Origin of the sequence: Streptosporangium subroseum (assembly GCF_900188345.1) — a bacterium.
Classification (GTDB): domain Bacteria; phylum Actinomycetota; class Actinomycetes; order Streptosporangiales; family Streptosporangiaceae; genus Streptosporangium; species Streptosporangium subroseum.
Window position 1 is genome coordinate 1 of the sequence record NZ_FZOD01000004.1, and the last position, 22,266, is coordinate 22,266.

Sequence of the window (22,266 nt, forward strand, 5' to 3'; positions counted from 1 at the left end):
GACCCCGCAGACCGCGCGGTCCTGGACGCGATGCTCGCGCGGGCGGATGTGTTCGTGCAGAACCTCCTGCCGGGGGCGGTGCAGCGGCTGGGCCTGGATGAGGAGAGCCTGCGCGCCAAGCATCCGCGGCTGATCACCTGCTCGATCTCCGGCTACGGCTCGAAGGGCCCCTACCGCGGCAAGAAGGCCTACGACCTGCTCATTCAGTGTGAGACCGGCGTGCTGTCGGTGACCGGCACGCCCGAATCACCCGCCAAGGCCGGCATCTCCATCGCGGACATCTCCGCCGGCATGTACGCCTACAGCGGTGTGCTGACCGCGCTGTATGAGCGTGAGCGCACCGGCGCCGGCACCGGCTTGGAGGTGGCGATGCTCGACGCGCTGGGCGAGTGGGCGAGCCAGCCGTACTTCTACGCAGGCTACGGCGGCACCCCTGCGCCCCGCACCGGCGCCCGCCACGCCTCCATCTCCCCCTACGGGCCGTATCGGGCCGGGGACGGAGCCCAGGTGTTCATCGGCGTGCAGAACGAGCGCGAGTGGGCGGCGCTCTGCGCCGACGTCCTGGGCCGGCCGCACCTGGCCCAAGAGCCCCGCTTCGCCCGCAACTCCAGCCGTGTGGAGCACGACGCCGAGCTGCGGGTGATACTTCAGGAGGCCCTGTCCGGGCTGAGCGCTCAGCAGGTCATCGAGCGCCTCGACGAGGTGGGCATCGCATCCGCCCGTATGCGTACCATGCACGAGTTCGCCGAGCATCCGCAGCTGGAGGCGCGTGATCGGTGGCGTGAGGTGGACTCTCCCGTCGGCCCCCTGCGCTCCCTGCTGCCCCCGGTCACCGTGACGGGGCGGGAGGCGGCCATGGGCGCGATCCCGGCGGCCGGCCAGCACAGCGACGCCATCCGCGCCGAGTTCGCCTCCGGGGCGACCGACCCGACGAAGGACCGGACCTGACATCGAGCGCGGCCGCCGCACCGAGCTGATCACCCCCGAGCCGGAGCCGCCGAGCCGACGTCCCCGGAGTGGATCATCGATCTTGGACACGTGGAGACCGCCCGGGTCCCCGAGGCGTTCGCGCTGATGATCCGTCATCTCATCCACGCCCTGGGACCCGTGCCGTTCGCCATGGCCGTCGCCCGATAGTCACCGTGAAGACGCCCGCCCACGAGGAGCCGCCCTCCGCGGCGTGCCGTTTGTCATGGTCATGACACGATGGCCACCGCGGGCCCCGGCATTCGTCGCCGACCCCGGGTATCCGCTCCGGCGCTCATGACCCGCGTCCGGTGCCTACGGCGTGTGCCGGGCCTCCCTGGCCTTCGCCTCGGCTTCGTCCATCTCGGCGGCCTCCTCCGGCGTGGGGGCGGTGCCGCCGAGGTGGCGGGGCTGCCACCAGGCGCCCGGGGGGATCTCCGGGTAGCTCCGCTGGGCCTGGTCCAGCATCGCGGCCATGCGCTCGCGCAGGTCGGCGCTGACGGCGTCGTAGTCGTCGCCGCGCTGGGGATGCATGGGCTCGCCGAGCAGGATGGTGATCGGCACGTGCCGCTGGAGCAGCTTCTTGGGATGGCCCTTGGTCCACAGCCGCTGGGTGCCCCAGAGTGCCATCGGGATCATCGGCACCTTCGCGCCGACGGCCATCCGGACCGCGCCGTTCTTGATCTCCTTGATCGTGAAGGACCGGCTGATCGTGGCCTCCGCGAACACGCCCACGATCTCGCCGCCCTTGAGCGACTTCAACGCCGCCCCGAACGCGGCGGCGCCCGCCGCGCGGTCCACCGGAATGTGGTGCATGCCGCGCATCAGCGGACCGGAGATCTTGTGGTCGAAGACCTCCTTCTTCGCCATGAAGCGCACCAGGCGCTTGGTCGGCAGCGTGGACAGGCCCGCGAAGATGAAGTCCAGGTAGCTGATGTGGTTGCTGACCAGCACAGCTCCACCGGTCCGCGGGATATGCTCCGCGCCCTCAATACGGATCTTGAGGTCCAGGGCGCGGAACAGGGTCCGCGCAGCCCCGATGACCGGGGGGTACACGATCTCAGCCATGGCTGAACCGTACCTCAGCCGCCCGGCAGGTCATGACCGGTGCCCGGTCGTCTCAGTGCCCTCGGAAGGCCTCCTCCAGCCACCATGAGCCGCGCGCGGCGCTGACCTTGGCGTGGACCAGCAACGGCCGGTCCCGGGGCCCCTTCACCCACCCGGCCACCGCCGCCAGATCCGCTCGATCCCGTACGGTCACCGCCTCGCAGCCGAATCCCCGGGCGATGGCGGCGATGTCCGCGGGCGGGAAGGTGACGGTGTCCAGGGAGTGCCCGTCCGGGCCGAAGTGGTGCACCTCGGCGCCGTAACCCTCGTCGTCGTAGACCACGATCACCATCGGGAGGCCGAGCCGTACGACCGTCTCCAGCTCGGCGACGCCCATCAGCGCGCCGCCGTCACCGAGCGCGGCCACCGGAAGCCGGTCCGGCCGGGCCACGGCCGCGCCGATCGCGGTGGCCAGGCCGAGGCCGATCGACTGGAAGCCCTGGGTGAAGCAGAAACCGAACTCGTCGGGGACGTCGAGGAACATCGCCGGATATCCCATGAAATTTCCGGAGTCGATGGAGACGACGCGTTCCGCGGGGAGCAGGTCGTCCAGCGCGATCGTCAGCGTCCGGGGGTCGATCCGGCCGTCCCCGCCCTCGTCGGCGTAGGGCACGTCCCGCCAGCGGTTCTCCCCGGCGATCCGCCCGGCCAGGGCCGCCGACCGGTATCCGACGCCGTCACGGCCGCCCTCGTCGAGCAGGTCCGCGACGGCCCGCGCGGTGAGGGCCACGTCGCCGACCACCCCGAGGTGGACGGGCCGGTGGGCGCCGAGGGCATCGGGGTCCAGGTCGACCTGGACGACCTTGGCGTCCGGGCCGATCAGCGTGCCCTGACGCATGGTCCACATGTTGAGCGCGCAGCCCCAGCCCACGACCACGTCGGCGCCGCGGATGAGCTCGGCGGTGAGGGGTGAGGCGAAGCCACCGCTCACGTCCAGATCCCACGGGCTGCCCCGGAAGAGACCCTTGGCCACGGCGGAGGTGGCGAGCAGCGCCCCGGTCAGCTCGGCGAGCCTTTCGAGCTCCCGCCGGGCCGTACGGCCCCCTCGCCCGGCCACGAACACCGGCCGCCTCGCCGCCTCCAGGAGCTCCGCCAGCCGCGCGACCGCCTCCGCCTCCGGCTCCGCCCCTGCCGGGAGGGAGACGCCGGAGCCGAGGACGTCGCCGTCCGGGACGGTCTGGCCCTGCACCTCCAGCGGAAGGTTGAGCAGAACCGTGCGCCGCTCGTCGCGGGCGACGCGGAACGCCTCGGCGGTGTCGGCCACGGCGGTCCCGGCGGAGCCGATCCGCAGCGGGACGGCGCCGACCGCCGTGGCCAGGGCGGCCTGGTCGACGAAGAAGTTGGACCGCGACGCGGTCACCTCTCCGGCCAGCACGATGAGCGGCGTGCGGCTCTTGGCGGCCTCCGTGATGCCGGTCATCGCGTTGGTGAGGCCCGGTCCCTGGTGGACGCTGAGCACTCCGACCCTGCCGCTGAGGCGTGCGTAGGCGTCGGCCATGGTCGCCGCGCCTCCCTCGTGGCGCGCGGCGACGTATCGGACGCCGTGCTCGATCAGCGCGTTGGTCACGTGGAAGTTGCCGCTGCCCACCACCCCGAAGGCGGTGTCCACGCCGAGGGAGGCGAGGACCCGGCCCACGGCCTCGGCGACGTTCACCTCTCGACCAGTGCCAGCACCCGCACCGGACTGCCCGAGCCGCCGACGATGGGCAGCGGCGGGGCGACGATCACGGCGCCGGTGACCGGGAGCCGGTCGAGGTTGCGGAGCTGGGTCAGGCCGTACTTCCCCGCGCCGAGCAGGAACGAGTGACACGGGAAGGGCGGGTCGAAACCGTGCGCGGTGCCCGCGTCGGTGCCCACGGTCTCCACGCCCAGCCCGGCGATCGAGGTCTCCTCGGCCAGCCACCTGGCGCACTCCACCGAGATGCCGGGCGTGTGCGGGCCCGTCTCGTTCGCGTTCAGGAAGCGCTCCTGGTCGTGGGAGTGGACGTCCCAGCCGGTGCGGTAGAGCAGCCACCCGCCCTCGGGAAGCGGCCCGTTGGCCTGCTCCCAGGCCTTGACGTGCTCGATCTCCAGCAGGAAGTCGGGGTCCTCGGCCGACTCGGCGGAGAAGTCGAGCACCACGGCCGAGGCGATCAGCCGGTCCACCGGCACCTGCGAGATGTCCTCGCCGTCCTTGGCGGTGACCCAATGGACCGGCGCGTCGAAGTGGGTGCCGGTGTGCTCGCCGGTCGAGATGTCGTTCCAGTACCAGGCCGGGCCGCGGTCGTCGTAGCGGCTGATCTCCTTCAGAGTGAAGGGGACGGTGTTGCCGAACGGCTCGGGCAACTGCAGGATCGGCGTCTCCGACGACAGCGGCGCCGTAAGGTCGATCACCTCGATCCCGCCGTTTCGGATGCTCTCCACCAAGCTCTGCAAAACCGACATGACGCCTCCAGCATTGAAAAAGATCTGGCCAGATCCTCCTACACCCTCACGCTTCCCGTCATCCCCATCTCCCCCGGGAGGGAACACGATCTCACCGGTAGGCGTCGAGGCCGAGTTTGAGCGCGACGAGCAGGCCGCAGACGGCGGCGACGACGCGGAGGGACTGTCCGGGAAGCCGCCGTGCGATCGACGGGCCCAGCCAGCCTCCCACCAGGAACCCCGCGGCGAGCGGCGCCACGGCCGACCAGTCCACCGGTCCGAAGAACGCGAAGCCGATCGCGGCCACGGCGTTGGCCAGCGCGGACACCACGTTCTTGACGGCGTTGACCCTGACCGGCGTCTGGTCCAGCACGGCCGCCAGCACCGCGAACATGAGGATCCCCCCGGCCGCTCCGAAGTATCCGATGTAGATCGCGACCGTGAACAGCGCGGCGCGCACCATCCAGCCGCGCTCCGCCTCGGGGCTTCCCGCCAGGGCGATCAGCCTCGGCGGGCGGAGCAGCATCAGCGAGGCGGCCGCGATCAGCCACGGCGCGATCGCCTCGAACGTCCGGGACGGGGTCAGCAGCAGCAGGACCGCGCCCGCGGCGCCCCCCAGCGCCGTCACCCATCCCAGGCGCAGGACTCGCCTCCCCTGACCTGCGAGCTCCGGCCGCGACCCGGCCGCCGCCCCCAGACCGGTGAACATCAGCGCGACCGTGTTCGTGACGTTCGCACTCAGCGGGGACAGGCCGAACGCCAGCAGCGCCGGGTAGGACACCACGGACGCCAGGCTCACCACCGTGCTGACCACTCCCGCCAGCGCCCCCACCGCGGCCAGCCCCAGCACTTCAGCGACATCCACCCTCAACCCTAATCACACGGGTGAGCCGTTAATCCGATTACTCCTCCTTCAGCCCGTTTAGTTCAACTCTGATGGAATCGCTCACGGCGAAAACGCCTCACAGGCCGGAACGGCTCACGGATCGAAACGGCGCATGGAGCCGGAATGGCTCGCGCGGCGAGAGCGACGAGCCGGCGCACGGGGCGGCTTCACGGAGAACGGTCACCGCGCCCGGCCTACCCCGAAATTGCGCTCGAAGCCGGAGACCATGGCGTGAAGCCCGGCCTCGAACCAGCGGTCGCAGTAGGTCGTACACAAACTAATGGAAGAGGTTTTCCCACGTCAGAGCTTGCCATCGCCGGCGAACGGGAACAGTTTGGGAACTGTGAAAAAGCTCATCAACGGCATCGAGTCGGTCGTACCGGACACGTTGCGCGGTCTCGCGGCCGCGCATCCCGGGTTGCGGGTGGACGAGGAGAACCGGATCGTTTACCGTGCCGCGGGGCCGCGTCCCGGCAAGGTCGGCCTGGTGTCCGGCGGGGGTGCCGGGCACGAACCACTGCACACCGGCTTCGTCGGGTACGGCATGCTCGACGCGGCCTGCCCCGGAGAGGTCTTCACCTCTCCCGTGCCCTACCAGATGATCGAGGCCACCACGGCGGTGCACGGCGGCGCCGGGGTGCTGCACATCGTGAAGAACTACACGGGCGACGTCCTGAACTTCCAGATGACCGCCGAGCTCTCCGCCGAGGAGAACATAGAGGTGGCGGCCGTGCTGGTCGACGACGACGTGGCCGTGCACAACTCCATCTACACGGCCGGCCGCAGGGGCACCGGCGCCACGGTCTTCGTCGAGAAGATCGCCGGAGCCATGGCCGAGACCGGGGCGCCGCTGCACGAGGTCGTGCGGGTGGCCGAGGAGGTCAACGCCCGCAGCCGCTCCTTCGGCATCGGGCTGAGCTCCTGCACCACCCCGTCCGTGGGCAAGCCCACCTTCGACCTGGGCGACACCGAGATCGAGCTGGGCATAGGCATCCACGGCGAGCCCGGCCGGACCCGCTCGACCATGCGCCCCGCTCGCGACCTGGCCTGGATCGCGATGGACGCCCTCCACGAGGACCTGCCGCTCTCCGGGGACACCCTGGTCATGGTGAACGGCATGGGCGGCACGCCCCTGATCGAGCTGTACATCGTCTTCGCGGAGGTCGTCGACTATCTGGCCGAGAAGGGCGCGAGAGCCGCACGGAGCCTCGTCGGCAACTACACCACCAGCCTCGACATGCAGGGTTTCTCGATCACGACCTGCCGGCTGGACGACCAGCTCACCCGCCTCTGGGACTTCCCCGTCGAGACCCCCGCCCTGCGCTGGGGCCGCTGACGTGAACACCGCCTGCTTCGCCGCCTGGATCGAGGAGATCGCCCGGACCGTCCACGCGGAGAAGGACCGGCTGACCCGGCTGGACGCCGCGATCGGCGACGCCGACCACGGGGCCAACCTCGACCGGGGTTTCACCGCGGTCTCCCGGGTGCTGGCCGCCAAGCAGCCGGAGACCACGGGAGCGATGCTGACCATGGTCGGGAGCACGTTGATCCGCAACGTCGGCGGGGCTTCCGGACCCCTGTACGGCATGGCGTTCCGGCAGATGGGCAGGGTCCTGGGCGACACCCCCGACGTGTCGATCGCGCAACTCTGCACCGCCCTGGAAGCCGGGCTGGCCGGTATCCAGAAGCTGGGAGCCGCCACCGAGGGCGACAAGACCCTGGTGGATGCCCTCGCCCCGGCGATCCAGGCGCTGGCGCAGTCCGTACAGGACGGGGTGAAACCGGAGGAGGCGATCAGCGCGGCGGCGGCCGCGGCCCTCGCCGGAGCGGAGGCCACGATCCCGATGCTTGCCCACAAGGGGCGGGCCAGTTATCTCGGTCCGCGCAGCGTGGGCCACGAGGACCCCGGCGCCGCCTCCACCGCGCTCATCTTCGCCGCCCTGCATGCGGTGACGACACGATGAACGAACTCCCCCGATGGTAGGCATCGTTCTCATCTCCCACAGTGGTCCGCTGGCCGCCGAGGTCGCGGCCCTGGCCGCGCAGATCGGCGGCCAGGACGTCCCGCTGGCCGCGGCCGGAGGCACCGAGGACGGCGGCCTCGGCACCAGTCCCAGCCTGGTGGAGGCGGCGATCAAGCACGTGGACCGGGGAGACGGGGTGATCCTCATCCCCGACCTGGGAAGCTCGGTGCTGACCGCCCGGTTGTTCGTGGGACCGGACGTGATGATCGCCGACGTGCCGTTCGTGGAGGGGACCATCGCGGCGGTCGTGTCGGCGGGCGCGGACATGTCGCTGAAGAACGTGCTCGCGGCGGCCATGGAGTCCCGGTCCTTTCGCAAATTCTGACGGCGATCGCCCTCTCCCCCATGACGTCCGGGACGTCTACCGCAGCGGGCTCCCGGAACGCGAGGAAATCCCGCCCTCTCCGGAGTGCGGGACTTCTTCGCGTCGCACGGCCGACGTCTCGTACGGCCGGCAGGCTCGGGACGGCCCCCCAGATCCGCGGGTGAATCAGGGCGCCGCGTCGGAGACCTTCGAGGTCAGGCCCAGATACTCCTCGCGGCCCAGCGTACGGATCTCGAAACTCAGGCCCAGCCGTACCGCGAAGCGATGCGCGTCCTCGGGCGGCCAGGGGCCGGGTAGGTGGCGCATCAACTGACCATCACCACTCATGATGAAAAGTCCGGATAAACGTTCGTGGCGATAGAGCAGCAAGCCCCCCACGCAGTCCGGATTCGGTCCCATGGCCAGGTCTTCGGGAACCATTCGCGGGCCAAGCCAGACGCGCAGCCTCTCATTGCGCCTGAGCACGAGGCAGGGACCGCCGGGCGGCCCAAGAGTGGTGCCACGTCTGCTCCGCCTCGCGTGCAGCGCCCGGTAGGCGGGGCCCAGGACGATGACCAGAGGGCTGAAGAAAACGGCCAGCCATTTGACCTCGACGAGATCCAGCAGCACCCTCCCCATCGCGGACAGTCCTCGCCACGCGAACAGACCGACCGTCGTGGCGATGTAGGCCATCGCCAGCAGACCCGCGGCGCCCACACCGAGAGCCACGGCCTTCTTCCTCCTGGACATGCGCGAGGAGGACTGCCCCACCAGACGTTCCCAGCCTGGCGCCCGCCTGGCGAGCGCCGTGCGCACCCGCTTCGACGGGGTGAGCAGAGCATCCTCGACGGGTATCCCCCGGCGGGCCGCGAAGGCGGTCACCTCGTCGGCCGGCCACTCACCGGGAAGATCAAGAAGCACCAGTCCGTCGGAGTCAAGCCCGGCGAGCCCGTTGACGGACTGCGGCCTCTTCTCTCTGGAGACGAGGGTCATCCGCCTGTACCGGTAGTGATACAGGGCGGCGGGCGCGAGCCGTACCGAACGCCCGGCGATCGGATCGACCGCCACCAGCGTTGCCCCGTCCCAGGAGAGCACGGTCGCCGGGCGGGGTGCGCCCTCGACCGCCCCGGCGAGTGGTCGTAGTTCCCATCGCTGCGCGTCGATCAGCGCCCCGCTTTCCTTAGGTCAAAGCCTCCCGTTTCACAAAAGGACGGATAAAGAAGTCATAAAGTTCCGATCTCGAAGCGGTGCTCCAACCGGCCGCAACGGGCCGGCGCCCCGCATCCAGACGCCCGCGACCGGCGGCGAGGAGCTGTCCGACCCGCACGTCACACTTCGCCGCCCTATGACCCGCAGCGTGATGAGTCCTGCCGAGGGCGCTTCCCAACCAGTAAACGATCATGGCGATGCCCAGGCAGGCCGGGTTCGGGGAAAGGCTCTGGAGATCGTGGCGTCAGGTGATGGCCGAGTTGCGTTGATCAACGGGGGCGTCCCGCAGAGCGGTTGCCGAGCGGTGGATCTTCGTCAGCGCGCTGAGGAGATGTTCACGTTCGGCCTCGGTGAGGTCAGCGGTGACCTGCTCTTCGAGCAGCCGCCGTTCCTTTTCGATGGGGGCTTGCAGGGCGCGTCCGGCGTCGGTGAGCCACAGCCGAACCAGCCGGTTGTCCCGGTCGTCGCGGCGCCGGGTGAGCAGGCCGGCCACGGCCATCCGGGTGGCCGCCTTGACCACGTTGGGGGTGGTGACGTTCAGCATGGCGGCGACCTCGCCCGGAGTGCGGCCGTCCTGCCGCCACAGCACCGCGAGCAGGTGATCTTGCCCCAGGTGCAGCCCGTGCCGCCGCACGGCCGTCTCGGCCGCCGCCCGCAGCGCCTTGGACATCTTGCCGTGCAGGTCCAAAAACTCGGGCACTTCGAGACCTCCGGTGATGTCGGGGTGCGATTGACGGCAGATCGTGTACCGGTTAACGTTCTTTTCATTCGTTAACCGGTACACGATTTAGGGATTTTCATGATACTCGTCACCGGCGCCACCGGAAATATCGGCCGCGAGCTCGTCCACCGACTGGACGAGCTCGACGTGCCGTTCCGCATCTTGGTCCGCGACCCCGCCCGTGCCGCCACATTGCCCGAGCGGGCCGAACGGGTCGTGGCGGACCTGAGCGACCCGGCGACGCTGCCGCCCGCCTTCGCCGGAGTCGACCGGCTGTTCCTGCTCACCCCCGGCATCGGCCTCGACCACACCAGGCACGCGGTCGCCGCCGCCCAGTCCGCAGGGGTGCGCCATATCGTGCACCAGTCCTCATTCAACGTCCTCGGCGACCCCATGCCCGCCATGGGGCGCTGGCACCACGAACGCGAGCAGGCCATCCGAGCTTCCGACATCCCGGCCACCTTCCTGCGGCCCGGCGGCTTCATGACCAACGCCTTCGACTGGCTGCCCACCATCCGCCAGGCGGGCTATGTCCTCGATCCGGTCGGCCCCGGCCGGTACGCGCCGATCGACCCCGCCGACATCGCCGCCGTCGCCGCCCTGGCTCTGACCGGCGACGGTCACCAAGGCCAGGAATATGTCCTCACCGGCGAGGAGCTGTTCACCATCACCGAACAGGTCAAGATCCTTGCTACGGCGGCCGGCCAGGAGATCGCGGTCCGGGCAGTGACCACCGCGGAGGAGGCCGTCGCCTCCCGATTCCCCCAAGGGGCACCTCCGGCGCTGGCCGAGGCCATCATCGAAGGGTTCCACCTCATGCGCGCCGACACAGCCGGATTTCGCACCGACACCGTGGAGCGCCTGCTCCAGCGCAGGCCCCGCACCTTCGCCGCCTGGTGCGCACGCAACGCCGACGCCTTCCGGACCACCTGAACCGCACGTCCGCATCCCGGCAACCGTCGACCCGCGCCTCGCCACGACGTCGGCAAGACCGTCGCACGCGGCCGCACCCTCACAGCACCACCACGATCCGGACCTCAGCGGTGAAGCTGGATCGGCATACAGCTCCCAACACGGAAACGGTCTCGTGATCGCTAACGTGATCACGAGACCGTTTCCGTTGGATCTACTTCGCCAACGGTGTCCCTCTTCGGAGCGCGAGGGCTTCCATGCGTGCTCCGGGAATGCGGGTCAGCAGGCGGCGAGCATGCTCTGCAGCGCGCTCTTCTCCGCGGACTGCAGGCTCAGGCCCCAGTTGTGCTTGACGCCGATCCAGGCCCGGGCGTAGGTGCAGCGGAAGGAGGTCACCGAGGGCTTCCAGGTGCTGGGGTCCTGGTCGCTCTTGCTCTGGTTGACATTGTCGGTGACCGCCCACAGCTGGCCGTCGTTGAGGGAGTTGGCGAAGGACTGACGCTTGGCGGTGGTCCAGGCCCAGGCGCCGGAGCGCCACGCCTCGGCCAGCGGCACCATGTGGTCGATGTCGACGTCACTGGCGGCGGTCCAGGTGGCGCCGTCGTACGGGCTGAACCACCTGCCGCTGGTGGCCGAGCAGCTGCTGCTCGTCACGACGTTGGTGCCGTCACGCTTGAGCACCTGCTCGCGGGTGTCGCAGGACCCGGAAATGGTGATCCAGTGCGGGAAGAGATCGCGGTTGTAGGTGCCGGCGTGGGACTCGGCCGCGACGGTGAGGGAGGCCAGGTAGGAGGAGGCGGTGCTCGCCGACGGGATGCCGGGAGGGGTGGCCTCCGCGCTGCCGGCGCTCAGGGAGAGGGCGAGGATCGCTGCCAGGGCGGCGGAGACGATGGTGACGACTCGGCGCATGCGAGCGCGTCCCTTCTGTCCGCGACCTCGGCCGGAGAGGGGTGCTCCGGCAAGGGGGCGAGGCGGGACAAAAGGACCATCTCAGGGCATTTGACTCACCCAGCAACAGTGAGCCAAACGGATTGTGAAGATCGTGCGAACGAGATGATCTGTGCGGGATCGACGCGTTCAGAAGGCTCCGGCGTCTCTGGCGGTATAGACGGTGGGATAGACCGGCCGGAAGCCGAGCTCTCGGCGGATCTTGGAGGTGTCCGCGATGCCCTCCCAGGGATCGTCGAGTGACCGGCCGGCCGCCCCCTCGGAGACCGGCTCGCCGTTGAGGTTCAGCAGCTCCAGTGCGGTGACGGGTGCGTCGTCGGCCACGTTGAACGCCTCTCCGTCCACGCCGTTCGCCCGGACGGCCCGCAGCAGGGCCTGGGCGACGTCGGCGTGGTGCACCAGACCGACAGGCGCGTCAAGGTCGTGGTCCTGAGCTCTCGTGGCAAACAGCTCCGGACACGGCTGCTGAACGACTTCCACCGGCCACCCGCCATCCTGTCGGAGCTGTCGAACACCGACCTGGAGGCGCTCCACCGGCTGTCGGCGCGGCTGCGTCCGGAGTGACCGCCGTCGCGCGACAGCCGTACCGGGGAGATGAGCACCGGCGCGGTCCCGGCAGCCGGGCTATCAGATCCACCGTCCCCGCAGGGAGGATCCAGGTTTTCTCCCCACGGCTATGCCCTTTACAACGTAGATCAAATGCCCTGCCGGGCTGTCCCTGGCTGAATGGTCACCCGCAGATCGCACCGGCGCGTATCCCCCGAGGCGGGAGCCGGATAATGAGACGCCCTGCGGATTGCGCCACCCCTATGATCACGCTTCATGATTATCCGCGCATTAGCGACCACCGCCGGGGTTTTCGTCCTGTTATTCGCCGGTACGACCGCCGTGTCTACCGCGTCTACCGTGTCTGCCGTGTCTGCCGACCCCATCGTCGGGGTTCCCGAGCTGACCCACAACCCGCTCTACAAGCAGGGCCGTCTTCCCGCGATCTCCTGCAAGGCGACCAAGGGCACCACCAAGGCCTCCACGACGAAATACCTCAACAAGGTCGTCGGCTGTCTGAACTCCGCCTGGCGCAAGACCATCAAGGACTTCGCCCCTGTCGAGGTGGATGTCAAGGACAAGATCAAGAGCGGCCTGTGCTTCACCGGCCTGCAGGTGTCCGGCTCCTTCGCCGCCAGTTGCAGCGGCGGCATCCAGGTGCAGCTCGGTTCCGACTGGATCAAGGCCAAGTCCGACCAGGCCATTCTCATCGAGGTCACGCGCGCGTACGCCGGAGTCATCCAGGGGCAGACGGGCATCGGCGAGGCCTGGTGGGCGTTGCCGACCAGAGACCAGAAGGACGGCGGCAAGGAGCAGACGCACCGCTACTACCTGCAGGCCGACTGCCTGGGCGGCGTGTCCATGAAGGTCCTGGGGCGCTCGGCCAAGAACTGGAATCCCCTCCTCGCCGCCGAGACGCCGAAGGAATACGGCAGATTCAACTGGTACGGCAAGCCCGCCAACCGCCTCCACTGGTTCGAGCAGGGCTACAGGTCGCAAGGCCCGAGCGCGTGCAACACCTGGAAGGCTGCCTCCTCAAAGGTCGCCTGACCCCTGCCGGCCCGTCTCGGGGGACGAGCACGAACAGGACAGTCACCTGACGACGCTGAGGACTTCTCTGCCCGTGAACAAACAGGTCAGAGGGGTTGCGTCCTCACATATGGCGTAAGGAAGAGTCGGATCCGTGTTTGGAGTCGTGTCCGGAACTGCTCGCCGTGGCCGGCGCGATGGTGACCACGAACACCGAACCGAGATTCGGGCTGACAAGAACGGCAGACTGACAGCCATGGGCGAACAGGCACAACCCGACCGGCGCAGGGCGGGTACGCAGGAGCAGGCGTTGCCGGGCGGCCAGGTCACGAGCACGGTCCGGGTCGGGGACACCGTTCGCCGTCCGGTCAGCCGGGGTTTCTACGGCGACCCGGGGTTCGTCCGCGACCTGCTGCTCTTCCTGGAGCAGGCGGGATGGGCGGGCGCGCCCCGGTTCCTGGGATCGGATCAGCAGGGGCGGCAGGTTCTGACCTTCCTGGACGGGCACGTCGCCTGGGACTGGACAGGCGGTCAACCCGAGGCGGTCAGCGGCGATGCCAGTCTTGCCCGAGCCGGTGAGCTGACCAAAGAACTGCACGACCTGACCGCCGGTACGGCCCTTGCCGGAGAGAGCGAGGTGGTCTGCCACAACGACCTGTGGCCGGGCAACATCGTCTATCGCGACCTTGGGCAGGGGCTGCGGCCGGTTGCGTTCATCGACTGGGACCTTGCCTCGCCCGGTGAACGGATCCACGATGTGGCCCGGTTGTGCTGGCAGTACGCCGGATGGTGGGAAGGCAGTGATCCGGCCGAGGTGAACCGGCGCTCCACGGTGATCTGCGACGGGTACGGCCTGGCCGACCGGTCCGGTCTGGTCGAGACGGTGCTGTGGTGGCAGGAGCGCTGCTGGCGGGGCATCGACCGGGCGGCCGAGGCCGGGGATCCGGCGATGGCAGGGCTGCGCGCCTCGGGTGCGGTCGAGGAGATCAAGGCCGCCTACGCGTGGGTGGAGCGGCATCGCGAAGAGCTTCACTGACCGGGTTCCTTTCCATGGCAGGACCGGGAAAGGGAGCCGACGAGCCTCGGTCCTCAGACCGGCAATCTTGTACTCATCGATGCGACCTCGGCGCCTCATCCCCGGTATGGCAACGACTCGATCCCTTGCCCACTCGCTCGTACTTCGGCGGCGCGTCGTCAACGGCGGCCCAGGCACCGGTCCACGGGCCTTAGTGAGGTGGCACGCATCGACGCCCAGGAGCACTTGGTGCAGTGGCAGCGCATCGAAAAACCCGACTTCGGCTACGCCGTCCACGTCCCGCAGAGCTGGGACGAGCGGCCGCCGAACCTGAAGAACAGCCCATGGGAGACCGCCAGGTTCGGGGACCCCACCGACCGTCGGCACACCGTCATCGTCTTTCGCGCGAGGACGCTGCCGGGATGGACCGCCGCCGAGGTCGCCGAAGAGGTTCAGACATCACTGAGGGCTGCGGGATTCGACGACTTCCGCATCACCGACGCCCAGGTCTCCGGACGGACCGGTGCCCGGCTGGACTGCGCAAAGTACGACACCGGCCGGGTCTGGGCCGTCCGTCACTACTTCGTCGTCCACGACGACGTGCGTTTCACCCTCGGCTGCGGCTCTTTCATCCCCGAAGAGGACGACCCCCTGTTCGCGGCCATGGCTGAACGCTTCGAGATTCTGAATCCGGTCTGAGTCGGTGGCGTGGTGGGCTGCCGAAGCGGCCCATCACGTCACCTTTACGACAGCCGGACCGCGACTCGACGGCCTCGCTGAAGATCCACAGGAAGGTGCCCGGCCGGCTGTGACAGGCCGGTCCTCGCACCAAGCGGTCGTGGGTTCGGCCATCGTCTGTTCTCAGCCGGAAGAGACAGAGCCGTCAACTGACAGACGTCCATCGGTGTCCGCGAGCGTTCGGGGTCGTTGTCACTCGGTTGGTCACTCAGTCGCAAGCGGCGGTGGAGCTGCCTCCGACAGGTGGCAACCTTCTCACCGTCGCCTGAGTCCGTCATTCCTTCGGCAGGACCGGCCCCACCGCCACGACGCCGGGCATCGGCTCGATGGCGGGGGCGATCTCGCGGGCGAGGGCCGGATCGGAGAACTTGACGAAGAAAGAACCCGGCATGGGCTCATCCGGCTTGTAGTCCGGATGGGAGAGCTTCACGAGTTTCAGGGCGTAGCCGGAGTCTTGGAAGTAAATCGTCTGCACTCCGGGCAGGTCCCGCAGCCGGGCTACGATGGCCGCCTTCTCCTCCTCGGTGACCGTCCCCGTGGCTCCCGCGCGCTTGCCTTGCCGGCACCCGGGCGCGCGTCGGGACAAGAGGTCTTGCCCGCACAGCGTGATTGCGGCCTCGGCCTTGCCCGCCCAGAAGTTCACTTCCGACCGCAACACCATGGCAACCCTCGGCGCTGACCTCATCTTCTCGACGATGGCGGGGAAGTCCTGAGCGCGCCGGAGTACGCCACGCAGGACGTCGCCATAGGGGGACGAACCCTCCACCCATTTGGTATCCCCGATCCCTTCGTAGCTTCTGCGCCGCTGATCAGCCACCTCCTGGCCGCTTTTCACCTTGACCGAGGTCACCTGGGGCATCGCCCGGAGCATGGCCTCGGCCTCCTGCCATTGCTCAACGGTCGCCGCAGTTATGCCATCACACCCGCACATGGTCACCTCGAACTCAAGGGACGGAGAGAGTGCGACATCCGGTGGAGGCTGGGGCAGCCAGGATCGCTCGTACAAGTACCAGCCGCCGGCCCCAGCCAGGCTGAGCACCACCAATGATGCGATCAGCAGCCTGATGTGCGCCGCCACCCAGGATCGCAACCACGACTCCCGATCGGGGTCGCCACCGCCGAAGGCCAACTCCTCATACGTCATTTACCCGACTATGTCGATCTTTGCGAGTTTCGGTCAAGACGCGTCAGAGGGACACCACGGTCACGCTCCGGACCTACACCCACCTCATGCCCAACGCCGCCGACCGCGCCAGGAAGGCGATGGATGCCTTCTTCTCAGATGGGCCATGTGCCCCTGGTGTGCCCCAGGCATGATCAAGCATGTCGTCCGCGCCGGTCAGCGCGTTGCGCCTCTACTTGTAGCGGAAGTAGACGAACAGGCGGCCGTGGTTCTTGGCGTCCTTGTCGATGCGGTGGTAGAGAGCCTTGATCTCCTTCTGCTCAAGGAAGCGCAGAACCTTCTTCTTGAGCTGGCCCGAGCCCTTGCCGGGGATGATCTCGACCTCGGTGGCCTTCTTCCTGATGGCCTCGTCGATGATGCCCCGCAGCGCCTTGTCGATCTCTCCGCCTCGGTTGTAGAGGGGGTGCAGATCCAGCTTGAGCTTCAACCAGGCCTCCCGCGTGTCGCTTCAGGCCAGTTTACGCACAGCGGATCCTCACATCTCCGCGCCGGTTGACGGCCCTTCCCCGTGAGGCCCGCGCCCGGGTGACCTCGCCGGCCTCTCGAAGGATCACGTGAGACATTCGCGATGCCGACACCGAACGCGCCTGCGACACGTTGCCGGTCGGCACCGAACTGTACGGATCCGCTTCGGACGACCCCTCCCAAGCTCATTTGCCGGTGATTGTCAACGCCCAAAGGGACATAACGGGTGGGAATTCTTGACATCCATCAAAACGATCTCCCATTGGAGCGCTGGGCAGCCATGGAATTAGATTTGACTAATTCAGCCGACAATTATGGCAATTTCACTATCTAGGCAAATAAATGATCCCTAGTTAGGCTCCCTGTCATGATCGTCCGCCCCTCGGGGTGGCCGATTGTGCGTCACCCGACGGGGAGGGTCGAGGCCTTCTCCGCCATGCTCCGCCCGGGCATGCCCGGTGACGCTCTCCCCTCCCTGCCTTGTGACGTGTTCATGCGTCCTACAGGGAGGTCTCGTTGTCACCGAAGCCCTACTTATCAAGGATCAGGCGCGTGGCGGTGCTCGCCGCCGGCGTCGGACTCGTCGCGGCGATGGCGCCGCCGGCGGGTGCGGCTCCATCCCCCACCCCGGCCCCGTCCAGCAAGTGGACGGCGACCCCGCTGACCGGGGGTGAGCTGGTCCAGGGCGCGAAGTCGCCGACCGGCAGGCTCGCCCAGAGTGACGAGGGACTACTTAAGTCCACTTCGGGCGCCACCGTCAATGTGATGGTCAAGCTGGACTACGACTCGTACGCCGCTTACCAAGGCGGACTCGAAGGGCTTCCGGCTACAAGTCCGACTAAGACCGGCAAATCCCTCGACATCAAGAGCGGCGACGCCAAGAAATACGAAAAGCACATCGAAGAAGTCGAGAACGGTTTCCTCGCCGAGTTGGCCAAGCGTGTACCCAACGCCAGGGCGGGACAGAAACTGCGGACCGTCTACGGCGGCATCGCGTTGCGGGTCCCCGCCAACAAGGCGGCCGAGCTGCTGAAGCTGCCCGGCGTGGCTGCCGTCCAGGAGGACAAGCCCGAGCATCTTCTGAGCGACTCCAGCCCCGCCTTCATCGGAGCGCCCACGATCTACAACAAGCTGGGCGGCAGCTCCTCCTCCGGCAAGGGCGTCATCGTCGGCATCCTGGACTCCGGCGCCTGGCCGGAGCACCCCCAGTTCGCCGACCCCGGCACGCTGCCCGCCGTACCCGCCACCAAGGACGGCAGCCCGCGCATCTGCGACTTCGGGGACAACCCGTTGACCCCGGCGGCCGACCCGTTCGTCTGCAACCGCAAGCTGATCGGCGGCGCCCCGTTCCTCGACACCTACAACGCGGTGTTCGGCGGCGAGGTCTACCCCGACAGCGCCCGTGACTCCAACGGCCACGGCACCCACACCGCGACCACCTCGGCGGGCGGCCCGGTGGCTCACGCCAACCCGCTCGGCATCGACCGCGGCCCGATCCACGGCATCGCTCCGGCGGCGCACGTGTCGGTCTACAAGATCTGCGGCGTCCAGGGCTGCTTCCCCTCCGACTCCGCGCAGGCGGTGGGACGGGCGATCATCGACGGCGTCCGTGTGATCAACTTCTCGATCTCCGGCGGCAGCTCCCCCTACAGCGACCCGGTGGAGCTGGCCTTCCTCGACGCCTACGCGGCGGGCGTGCTCGTCTCGGCCTCGGCGGGCAACGCGGGTCCCGGAGCCGCGACCGCCGACCACCTCAGCCCGTGGGTGACCACGGTGGCGGCGTCCACCCAGAGCAGGACCTTCCAGTCCACCCTCACCCTGTCCGGCGCGGGCGGTGCGACGGCCACGGTGAAGGGCGCCTCCATCACGGCGGGCATCGCCTCGCCGCGGCCGGTGGTCCTGGCCTCGGCCCCGCCCTACAACAACGCGCTGTGCACGTCGCCCGCCCCCCCGGGAATCTTCGTCGGAAAGATCGTCGCCTGTGAACGCGGTCCCGGCCGGATCCTGAAGAGCTTCAATGTCTTGCAGGGCGGCGCGGCGGGCATGATCCTCTACAACACCACGCCGCTCGACATCATGACCGACAACCACTGGCTTCCGACGGTCCATCTCGACAAGCCGGAGACCGACACCCTGCTGACCTTCCTGTCCGCCAACCCCGGCGCGACCGGAAAGCTCACCCAGGGCGCGAAGGCCACCTGGCAGGGCGACGTGATCACCACGTTCTCCTCCCGCGGGCCCGGCGGCGACTTCCTCAAGCCGGACGTCACCGCACCCGGCCTGCACATCCTGGCCGGGCAGACCCCGACGCTGGAGGACCCGGCGGGCGGCCCGCAGGGCAACCTGTACCAGGTCATCGCGGGCACCTCGATGTCGTCGCCGCACGTCGCGGGCGCCTCGGCCCTGGTGTTCGCGCTGCACCCGACCTGGACGCCAGGCCAGGTGAAGTCCGCGCTGGAGACCACGGCCAAGACCTCGGTCACCAAGCAGGACCGCGTCACCCCCGCCGACCCGTTCGACTTCGGCGGCGGTCGCATCGACCTCACCAAGGCCGGCGACCCGGGCCTGACCCTGAACGAGACCGCGGAGAACTTCGCCGCCTCGGCCAACGACGAGCTCAACCGCATCGACCTCAACCTGCCGTCGGTGAACGCCCCGATCATGCCGGGCCTCATCACCGCCAAGCGGACGTTCACCAACGTCACCGACAAGACGCTCACCTTCACCGCCACCGGAACGACCGTCAGCGGCGCGAACATCACGGTGCTGCCGCCGCTGTTCAGCGTCAAGGCGGGCAAGACCGCGAACCTCAGCGTGGTGATCACCGCACCGGATCTGCCGGAAGGACAGTACTTCGGCCAGGTGAACCTCAAGCAGGTGGGCGGCACGCGCAACCTGCACCTCCCGGTCGCGTTCGTCCGCAAGGAAGGCGCCGTCCCGATCGACCAGACCTGTGCACCGGCCACCATCCCGCGCAACACCGGTGAGTCCACCTGCACGGTCAGCGTGAAGAACGACACCCTCCAGGACGCCGAGGTGACCGCGCTCAGCACGCTGGACAGCAAGCTGCGGCTGAACAGCGTCACCGGCGCAACCAAGATCGGCTCTCAGATAGCGACGGTGAAGACCACCCTCGCGGCCAGGCAGCCGGACAGGCCGGGCATCGCCCCGAGCGGCGGCAGCGGACCCGCTCCCTACCTGCCGCTCGACGCCTTCGGCATCGCGCCGACGCCGATCGGTGACGAGGACGCGCTCAACTTCACCGTCCCGCCGTTCCAGTACGCGGGCAAGACCTACACCCGGATCGGCATCGTCTCCAACGGCTACACGATCCCGGGAGGCAGTACGGGCTCGACCGACATCGACTTCGCACCGCAGACCCTGCCGAACCCGGCACCCCCGAACAACGTGCTCGCTCCCTACTGGACCGACCTGGACGGCACCGGCGCGCCGGGGGTCTTCGTCGGGACCCTCACCGACGGCGTGAACGACTGGCTCGTCGTCGAGTGGCGGCTCAACCTCTTCGGCACGGCCGACACCAAGGTGTTCCAGCAGTGGATCGGGCTGAACGGGGCAGAGGACATCACCTACACCTATGACCCGGGCAACCTGCCCGGCGAACCGCCGGCGAGCTACGGCCTGACCGTCGGCGCCGAGAACGCCGAAGGCACGGCCGGCGGCCAGATCACCGGCCCGCCGACCGAGGACCTGCGGGTGACCAGCACGCCCGGAGCGCCCGGCGGCACCCTGACCTACACGATGAAGGTCAAGGGAGTGACCAAGGGAACCGGGACGGTGACGACGGGCACGTCGACGCCGCAGGTGAAGGGCCTCACCATCGAGGTCGACAAGATAACCGTGCAGTAGGAGGGCAGGAGAGGACGGGTGGGCCCGGCGTCGCGACGCCGAGCCCACCCGCGCTTCACCAGGACTTCACGGGAACTCACGAACCTGCGAGGTTCACGGACCGGCGTGCTCGCAAACAAGCGGAGGCTCGCGAACCGACGCGCTCACGAACCTGCGAAGGCCTGCGGACCCGCGGGGCTCACCCGGATCTCAGCGGTGGAGGTAGTCCACCAGATGTGCCTTCTCCGTCTCCAGCGCCTCGATGGCGTTCTTGACCACGTCACCGATGCTCACGATCCCGGCCAGCCGTCCATCGGCCACGACCGGCACGTGCCGGATGCGATGCGTGGTCATGGTCTGTCGTAGGTCGTCCACATTGGTATCGGGCGATGAGGTGCGGACCTCGGTCGTCATGATGGACGACACCGGGGCTCCCAGCACATCCGCGCCGCGGTCGTTCAGCCGTCGCACCACGTCACGCTCGGAGACGATGCCCACGATCGACGAGCCGTCCTCCGACACCACCACGGCACCGATGTTGTTCGTGGCGAGGACGGCCAGGAGCTCGGTCACCGTCGCGTCCGGACGGATGGTTGCCACGTTTGTGCCCTTGCCTTGCAGAATCGTACCGATCAGCATCGACACCACCTCGGTTCAACCTGGCTGGGGTATCCCTAACCACTGCCCCACGTTGCCCCTGCCTAAGCGGCCATCAGCGGCAACGCACGTAATTCTCAGGTTACGGGGAGCAACCGTACGGCGTCGAGAGCCAGGGTGAGCTCCACGATGTCCAGCGGTCGCGCCAGGGAACGTCCGGTGAGCTGCTCGATCCGGCGGATGCGGTTGAAGACCGTGTTGCGGTGGCAGTACAGCTGCCCGGCGGCGCGCATCGCGGAGCCCTCGCAGCGCAGCCATGCCTCCAGGGTGCCGAGCAGCACCTCCCGGTCGGCCGGGTCGAGAGCGAGGATGGGCCGGAGCACAGTGCCGCTGAGATGGCCCGCGAGCTCGGGCTGGCTCACCACCAGTGCCGCGGGCAGCCGGTCCTCCAGCCTGGCGATCTCCGGGCCCTCCCCCACGCAGGTCCGCAGCGCGAGCTCGGCGAGCCGGCGGGCACGGCCGAGCTCGGCCAGTCCCTCGACCACCGGGCTGATCCCGGCGCACCCGGTGATGTGCGGGCGCAGCTCGTCGGTCAGATCGTCCATCTCCGCCTCGTGCAGCAGGACGACCGAGACCTCGTAGTCGGAACGCATCCGCCACAGTAATCGCATCACGCCCAGGCTGGTCGGGCGGAGGGCGTCGTCCCCGTGGTCGTGACGGCCCGGCAGGCGGGTGACGACGACCGCGTACCTGCCGAGTTCGGGCAGGTCCAGCGCGGCGGCGGCGCTGCGGACCAGGGCGGCGTCCGCCCGGTCCTCCAGGAGTGCGTCGAGCAGGGCCTGGACCCGCTCGGCTGTGCGGCCGAACATCTCGGCCTCCCGTCTGCGGTAGGCCTCGGCGGCGGCGATCGCCTGCCGGTCGGTGGCGTGCCACACCTTGGTCGCGCTGCGGATCAGAACCGCCAGGTTCTCCGGTTCCTCGTCGGTGACCACCTCGATCAGGCCGTCCCACATCACCTGCGCGGAGAGCCGGTAGCTGCGCAGCAGCGAGTCCATGGGAAGGCCCTGCTCCGCCCTGCGGCGGGCGGTCTTCTCCGCCTGGGGCAGGTCCCGCCGCTCCGGCCGGGGCAGCAGGATCGCGCCGATGCCGTCCCGCATGGCCTCGTAGACGCTCTGCCAGTGGTCGTCGGTGGGCACCATCCGGCGGTAGGCCTCGTCGGTGTCGCGGATCTTGGCGACGAGCTCGTCGGTGAGTTGAGGGAGCCTCTGCAGCAGCCGGCCGGCGGCCAGGCGCATGATCCTTCGCACTTCGTCATCCGTGACGACCCGAGTCCCCATCTGGTGATCGTGTCAGCAATACATCTACCG

At 68.7% G+C, this 22,266-nt stretch carries 22 protein-coding genes; 10 read left to right on the forward strand and 12 right to left on the reverse strand.

All coding sequences use genetic code 11. From position 1 onward, the window contains the following. Positions 1-948: CaiB/BaiF CoA transferase family protein (locus tag CHC08_RS05215; protein ID WP_143653117.1), on the forward strand; the 948-nt coding region annotated here is incomplete at its 5' end. Positions 949-1,281: 333 nt separating this feature from the next. Here CHC08_RS05215 and CHC08_RS05220 read toward each other — a convergent pair. From CHC08_RS05220 to CHC08_RS05235, 4 genes are all read right to left on the reverse strand, one after another. Then, a complete protein-coding gene (locus CHC08_RS05220; RefSeq protein WP_089206017.1) occupies positions 1,282-2,034 on the reverse strand; it encodes a lysophospholipid acyltransferase family protein in 753 nt (250 codons plus the stop codon). A gap of 52 nt (positions 2,035-2,086) precedes the next feature. Beyond that, on the reverse strand, positions 2,087-3,727 hold the full coding sequence (locus CHC08_RS05225; protein WP_089206018.1) for a thiamine pyrophosphate-binding protein: 1,641 nt from the start codon (positions 3,725-3,727) through the stop codon (positions 2,087-2,089). After that, on the reverse strand, positions 3,724-4,497 hold the full coding sequence (locus tag CHC08_RS05230) for a cyclase family protein (protein WP_089206019.1): 774 nt from the start codon (positions 4,495-4,497) through the stop codon (positions 3,724-3,726). The genes CHC08_RS05225 and CHC08_RS05230 overlap by 4 nt, the downstream gene beginning before the upstream one ends. Before the next feature lie 91 nt (positions 4,498-4,588). Continuing rightward, on the reverse strand, positions 4,589-5,341 hold the full coding sequence (locus CHC08_RS05235) for a sulfite exporter TauE/SafE family protein (protein ID WP_245878137.1): 753 nt from the start codon (positions 5,339-5,341) through the stop codon (positions 4,589-4,591). Between the two features lie 364 nt (positions 5,342-5,705). Here CHC08_RS05235 and dhaK point away from each other — a divergent pair, with 364 nt between their 5' ends. From dhaK to CHC08_RS05250, 3 genes are read left to right on the forward strand one after another with little or no spacing between them, the layout of a single operon-like run. Further along, a complete protein-coding gene (gene dhaK / locus CHC08_RS05240; protein ID WP_089206021.1) occupies positions 5,706-6,698 on the forward strand; it encodes a dihydroxyacetone kinase subunit DhaK in 993 nt (330 codons plus the stop codon). Between the two features lies 1 nt (position 6,699). Further along, entirely contained in the window at positions 6,700-7,326 is a 627-nt protein-coding gene (gene dhaL / locus CHC08_RS05245) for a dihydroxyacetone kinase subunit DhaL (protein ID WP_089206022.1), read from the forward strand. Positions 7,327-7,339: 13 nt separating this feature from the next. Further along, positions 7,340-7,711, forward strand: coding sequence for a PTS-dependent dihydroxyacetone kinase phosphotransferase subunit DhaM (locus tag CHC08_RS05250; protein ID WP_089206023.1), 372 nt, complete (start codon positions 7,340-7,342; stop codon positions 7,709-7,711). Positions 7,712-7,876: 165 nt separating this feature from the next. Here the strand turns inward: CHC08_RS05250 and CHC08_RS05255 are convergent, their stop codons facing one another. Both CHC08_RS05255 and CHC08_RS05260 read right to left on the reverse strand, forming a co-directional pair. After that, positions 7,877-8,758 (reverse strand): hypothetical protein, encoded by an 882-nt coding sequence (locus CHC08_RS05255; RefSeq protein ID WP_143653118.1) that lies wholly within the window; start codon positions 8,756-8,758, stop codon positions 7,877-7,879. Between the two features lie 385 nt (positions 8,759-9,143). Continuing rightward, complete coding sequence (locus CHC08_RS05260; RefSeq protein WP_089206025.1) at positions 9,144-9,599, reverse strand: MarR family winged helix-turn-helix transcriptional regulator; 456 nt, start codon at positions 9,597-9,599, stop codon at positions 9,144-9,146. Positions 9,600-9,698: 99 nt separating this feature from the next. Here CHC08_RS05260 and CHC08_RS05265 point away from each other — a divergent pair, with 99 nt between their 5' ends. Further along, positions 9,699-10,553, forward strand: coding sequence for an NAD(P)H-binding protein (locus CHC08_RS05265; protein ID WP_089206026.1), 855 nt, complete (start codon positions 9,699-9,701; stop codon positions 10,551-10,553). A gap of 258 nt (positions 10,554-10,811) precedes the next feature. Here the strand turns inward: CHC08_RS05265 and CHC08_RS52315 are convergent, their stop codons facing one another. Next, complete coding sequence (locus tag CHC08_RS52315; RefSeq protein WP_089206027.1) at positions 10,812-11,441, reverse strand: HNH endonuclease family protein; 630 nt, start codon at positions 11,439-11,441, stop codon at positions 10,812-10,814. A gap of 168 nt (positions 11,442-11,609) precedes the next feature. Next, entirely contained in the window at positions 11,610-11,879 is a 270-nt protein-coding gene (locus CHC08_RS05275) for an NAD-dependent epimerase/dehydratase family protein (RefSeq protein WP_089206028.1), read from the reverse strand. Here CHC08_RS05275 and CHC08_RS49320 point away from each other — a divergent pair. From CHC08_RS49320 to CHC08_RS05290, 4 genes are all read left to right on the forward strand, one after another. Continuing rightward, positions 11,874-12,044: a hypothetical protein gene (locus CHC08_RS49320; protein WP_179281897.1), complete on the forward strand. Its 171-nt coding sequence runs from the start codon at positions 11,874-11,876 to the stop codon at positions 12,042-12,044. The genes CHC08_RS05275 and CHC08_RS49320 overlap by 6 nt on opposite strands. 351 nt (positions 12,045-12,395) lie before the next feature. Beyond that, entirely contained in the window at positions 12,396-13,076 is a 681-nt protein-coding gene (locus CHC08_RS05280; RefSeq protein WP_089206029.1) for a neutral zinc metallopeptidase, read from the forward strand. Positions 13,077-13,311: 235 nt separating this feature from the next. Beyond that, on the forward strand, positions 13,312-14,091 hold the full coding sequence (locus CHC08_RS05285; protein WP_089206030.1) for a phosphotransferase: 780 nt from the start codon (positions 13,312-13,314) through the stop codon (positions 14,089-14,091). A gap of 198 nt (positions 14,092-14,289) precedes the next feature. Continuing rightward, positions 14,290-14,769 carry a hypothetical protein gene (locus tag CHC08_RS05290; RefSeq protein WP_218825134.1) on the forward strand — a complete coding sequence of 160 codons (480 nt, stop codon included), beginning with the start codon at positions 14,290-14,292 and terminating at the stop codon, positions 14,767-14,769. Positions 14,770-15,082: 313 nt separating this feature from the next. On the opposite strand, the gene CHC08_RS05295 is transcribed toward CHC08_RS05290, so the two are convergent. After that, on the reverse strand, positions 15,083-15,952 hold the full coding sequence (locus CHC08_RS05295) for a permease-like cell division protein FtsX (RefSeq protein WP_089206031.1): 870 nt from the start codon (positions 15,950-15,952) through the stop codon (positions 15,083-15,085). A 211-nt stretch (positions 15,953-16,163) separates the two neighbouring features. Next, positions 16,164-16,418: a Smr/MutS family protein gene (locus CHC08_RS05300; protein ID WP_089206032.1), complete on the reverse strand. Its 255-nt coding sequence runs from the start codon at positions 16,416-16,418 to the stop codon at positions 16,164-16,166. A 590-nt stretch (positions 16,419-17,008) separates the two neighbouring features. Between CHC08_RS05300 and CHC08_RS52320 the strand changes: the two genes are divergently transcribed. Next, positions 17,009-20,323: a S8 family serine peptidase gene (locus CHC08_RS52320; RefSeq protein WP_275937156.1), complete on the forward strand. Its 3,315-nt coding sequence runs from the start codon at positions 17,009-17,011 to the stop codon at positions 20,321-20,323. Between the two features lie 189 nt (positions 20,324-20,512). Here CHC08_RS52320 and CHC08_RS05310 read toward each other — a convergent pair whose 3' ends face one another. Continuing rightward, the gene (locus CHC08_RS05310) at positions 20,513-20,941 is read right to left on the reverse strand and encodes a CBS domain-containing protein (protein ID WP_089206251.1); all 429 of its coding nucleotides are present in this window, start codon (positions 20,939-20,941) and stop codon (positions 20,513-20,515) included. 95 nt (positions 20,942-21,036) lie between these two features. Further along, positions 21,037-22,236: a PucR family transcriptional regulator gene (locus CHC08_RS05315; RefSeq protein WP_089206033.1), complete on the reverse strand. Its 1,200-nt coding sequence runs from the start codon at positions 22,234-22,236 to the stop codon at positions 21,037-21,039. Positions 22,237-22,266: the final 30 nt, after the last annotated feature.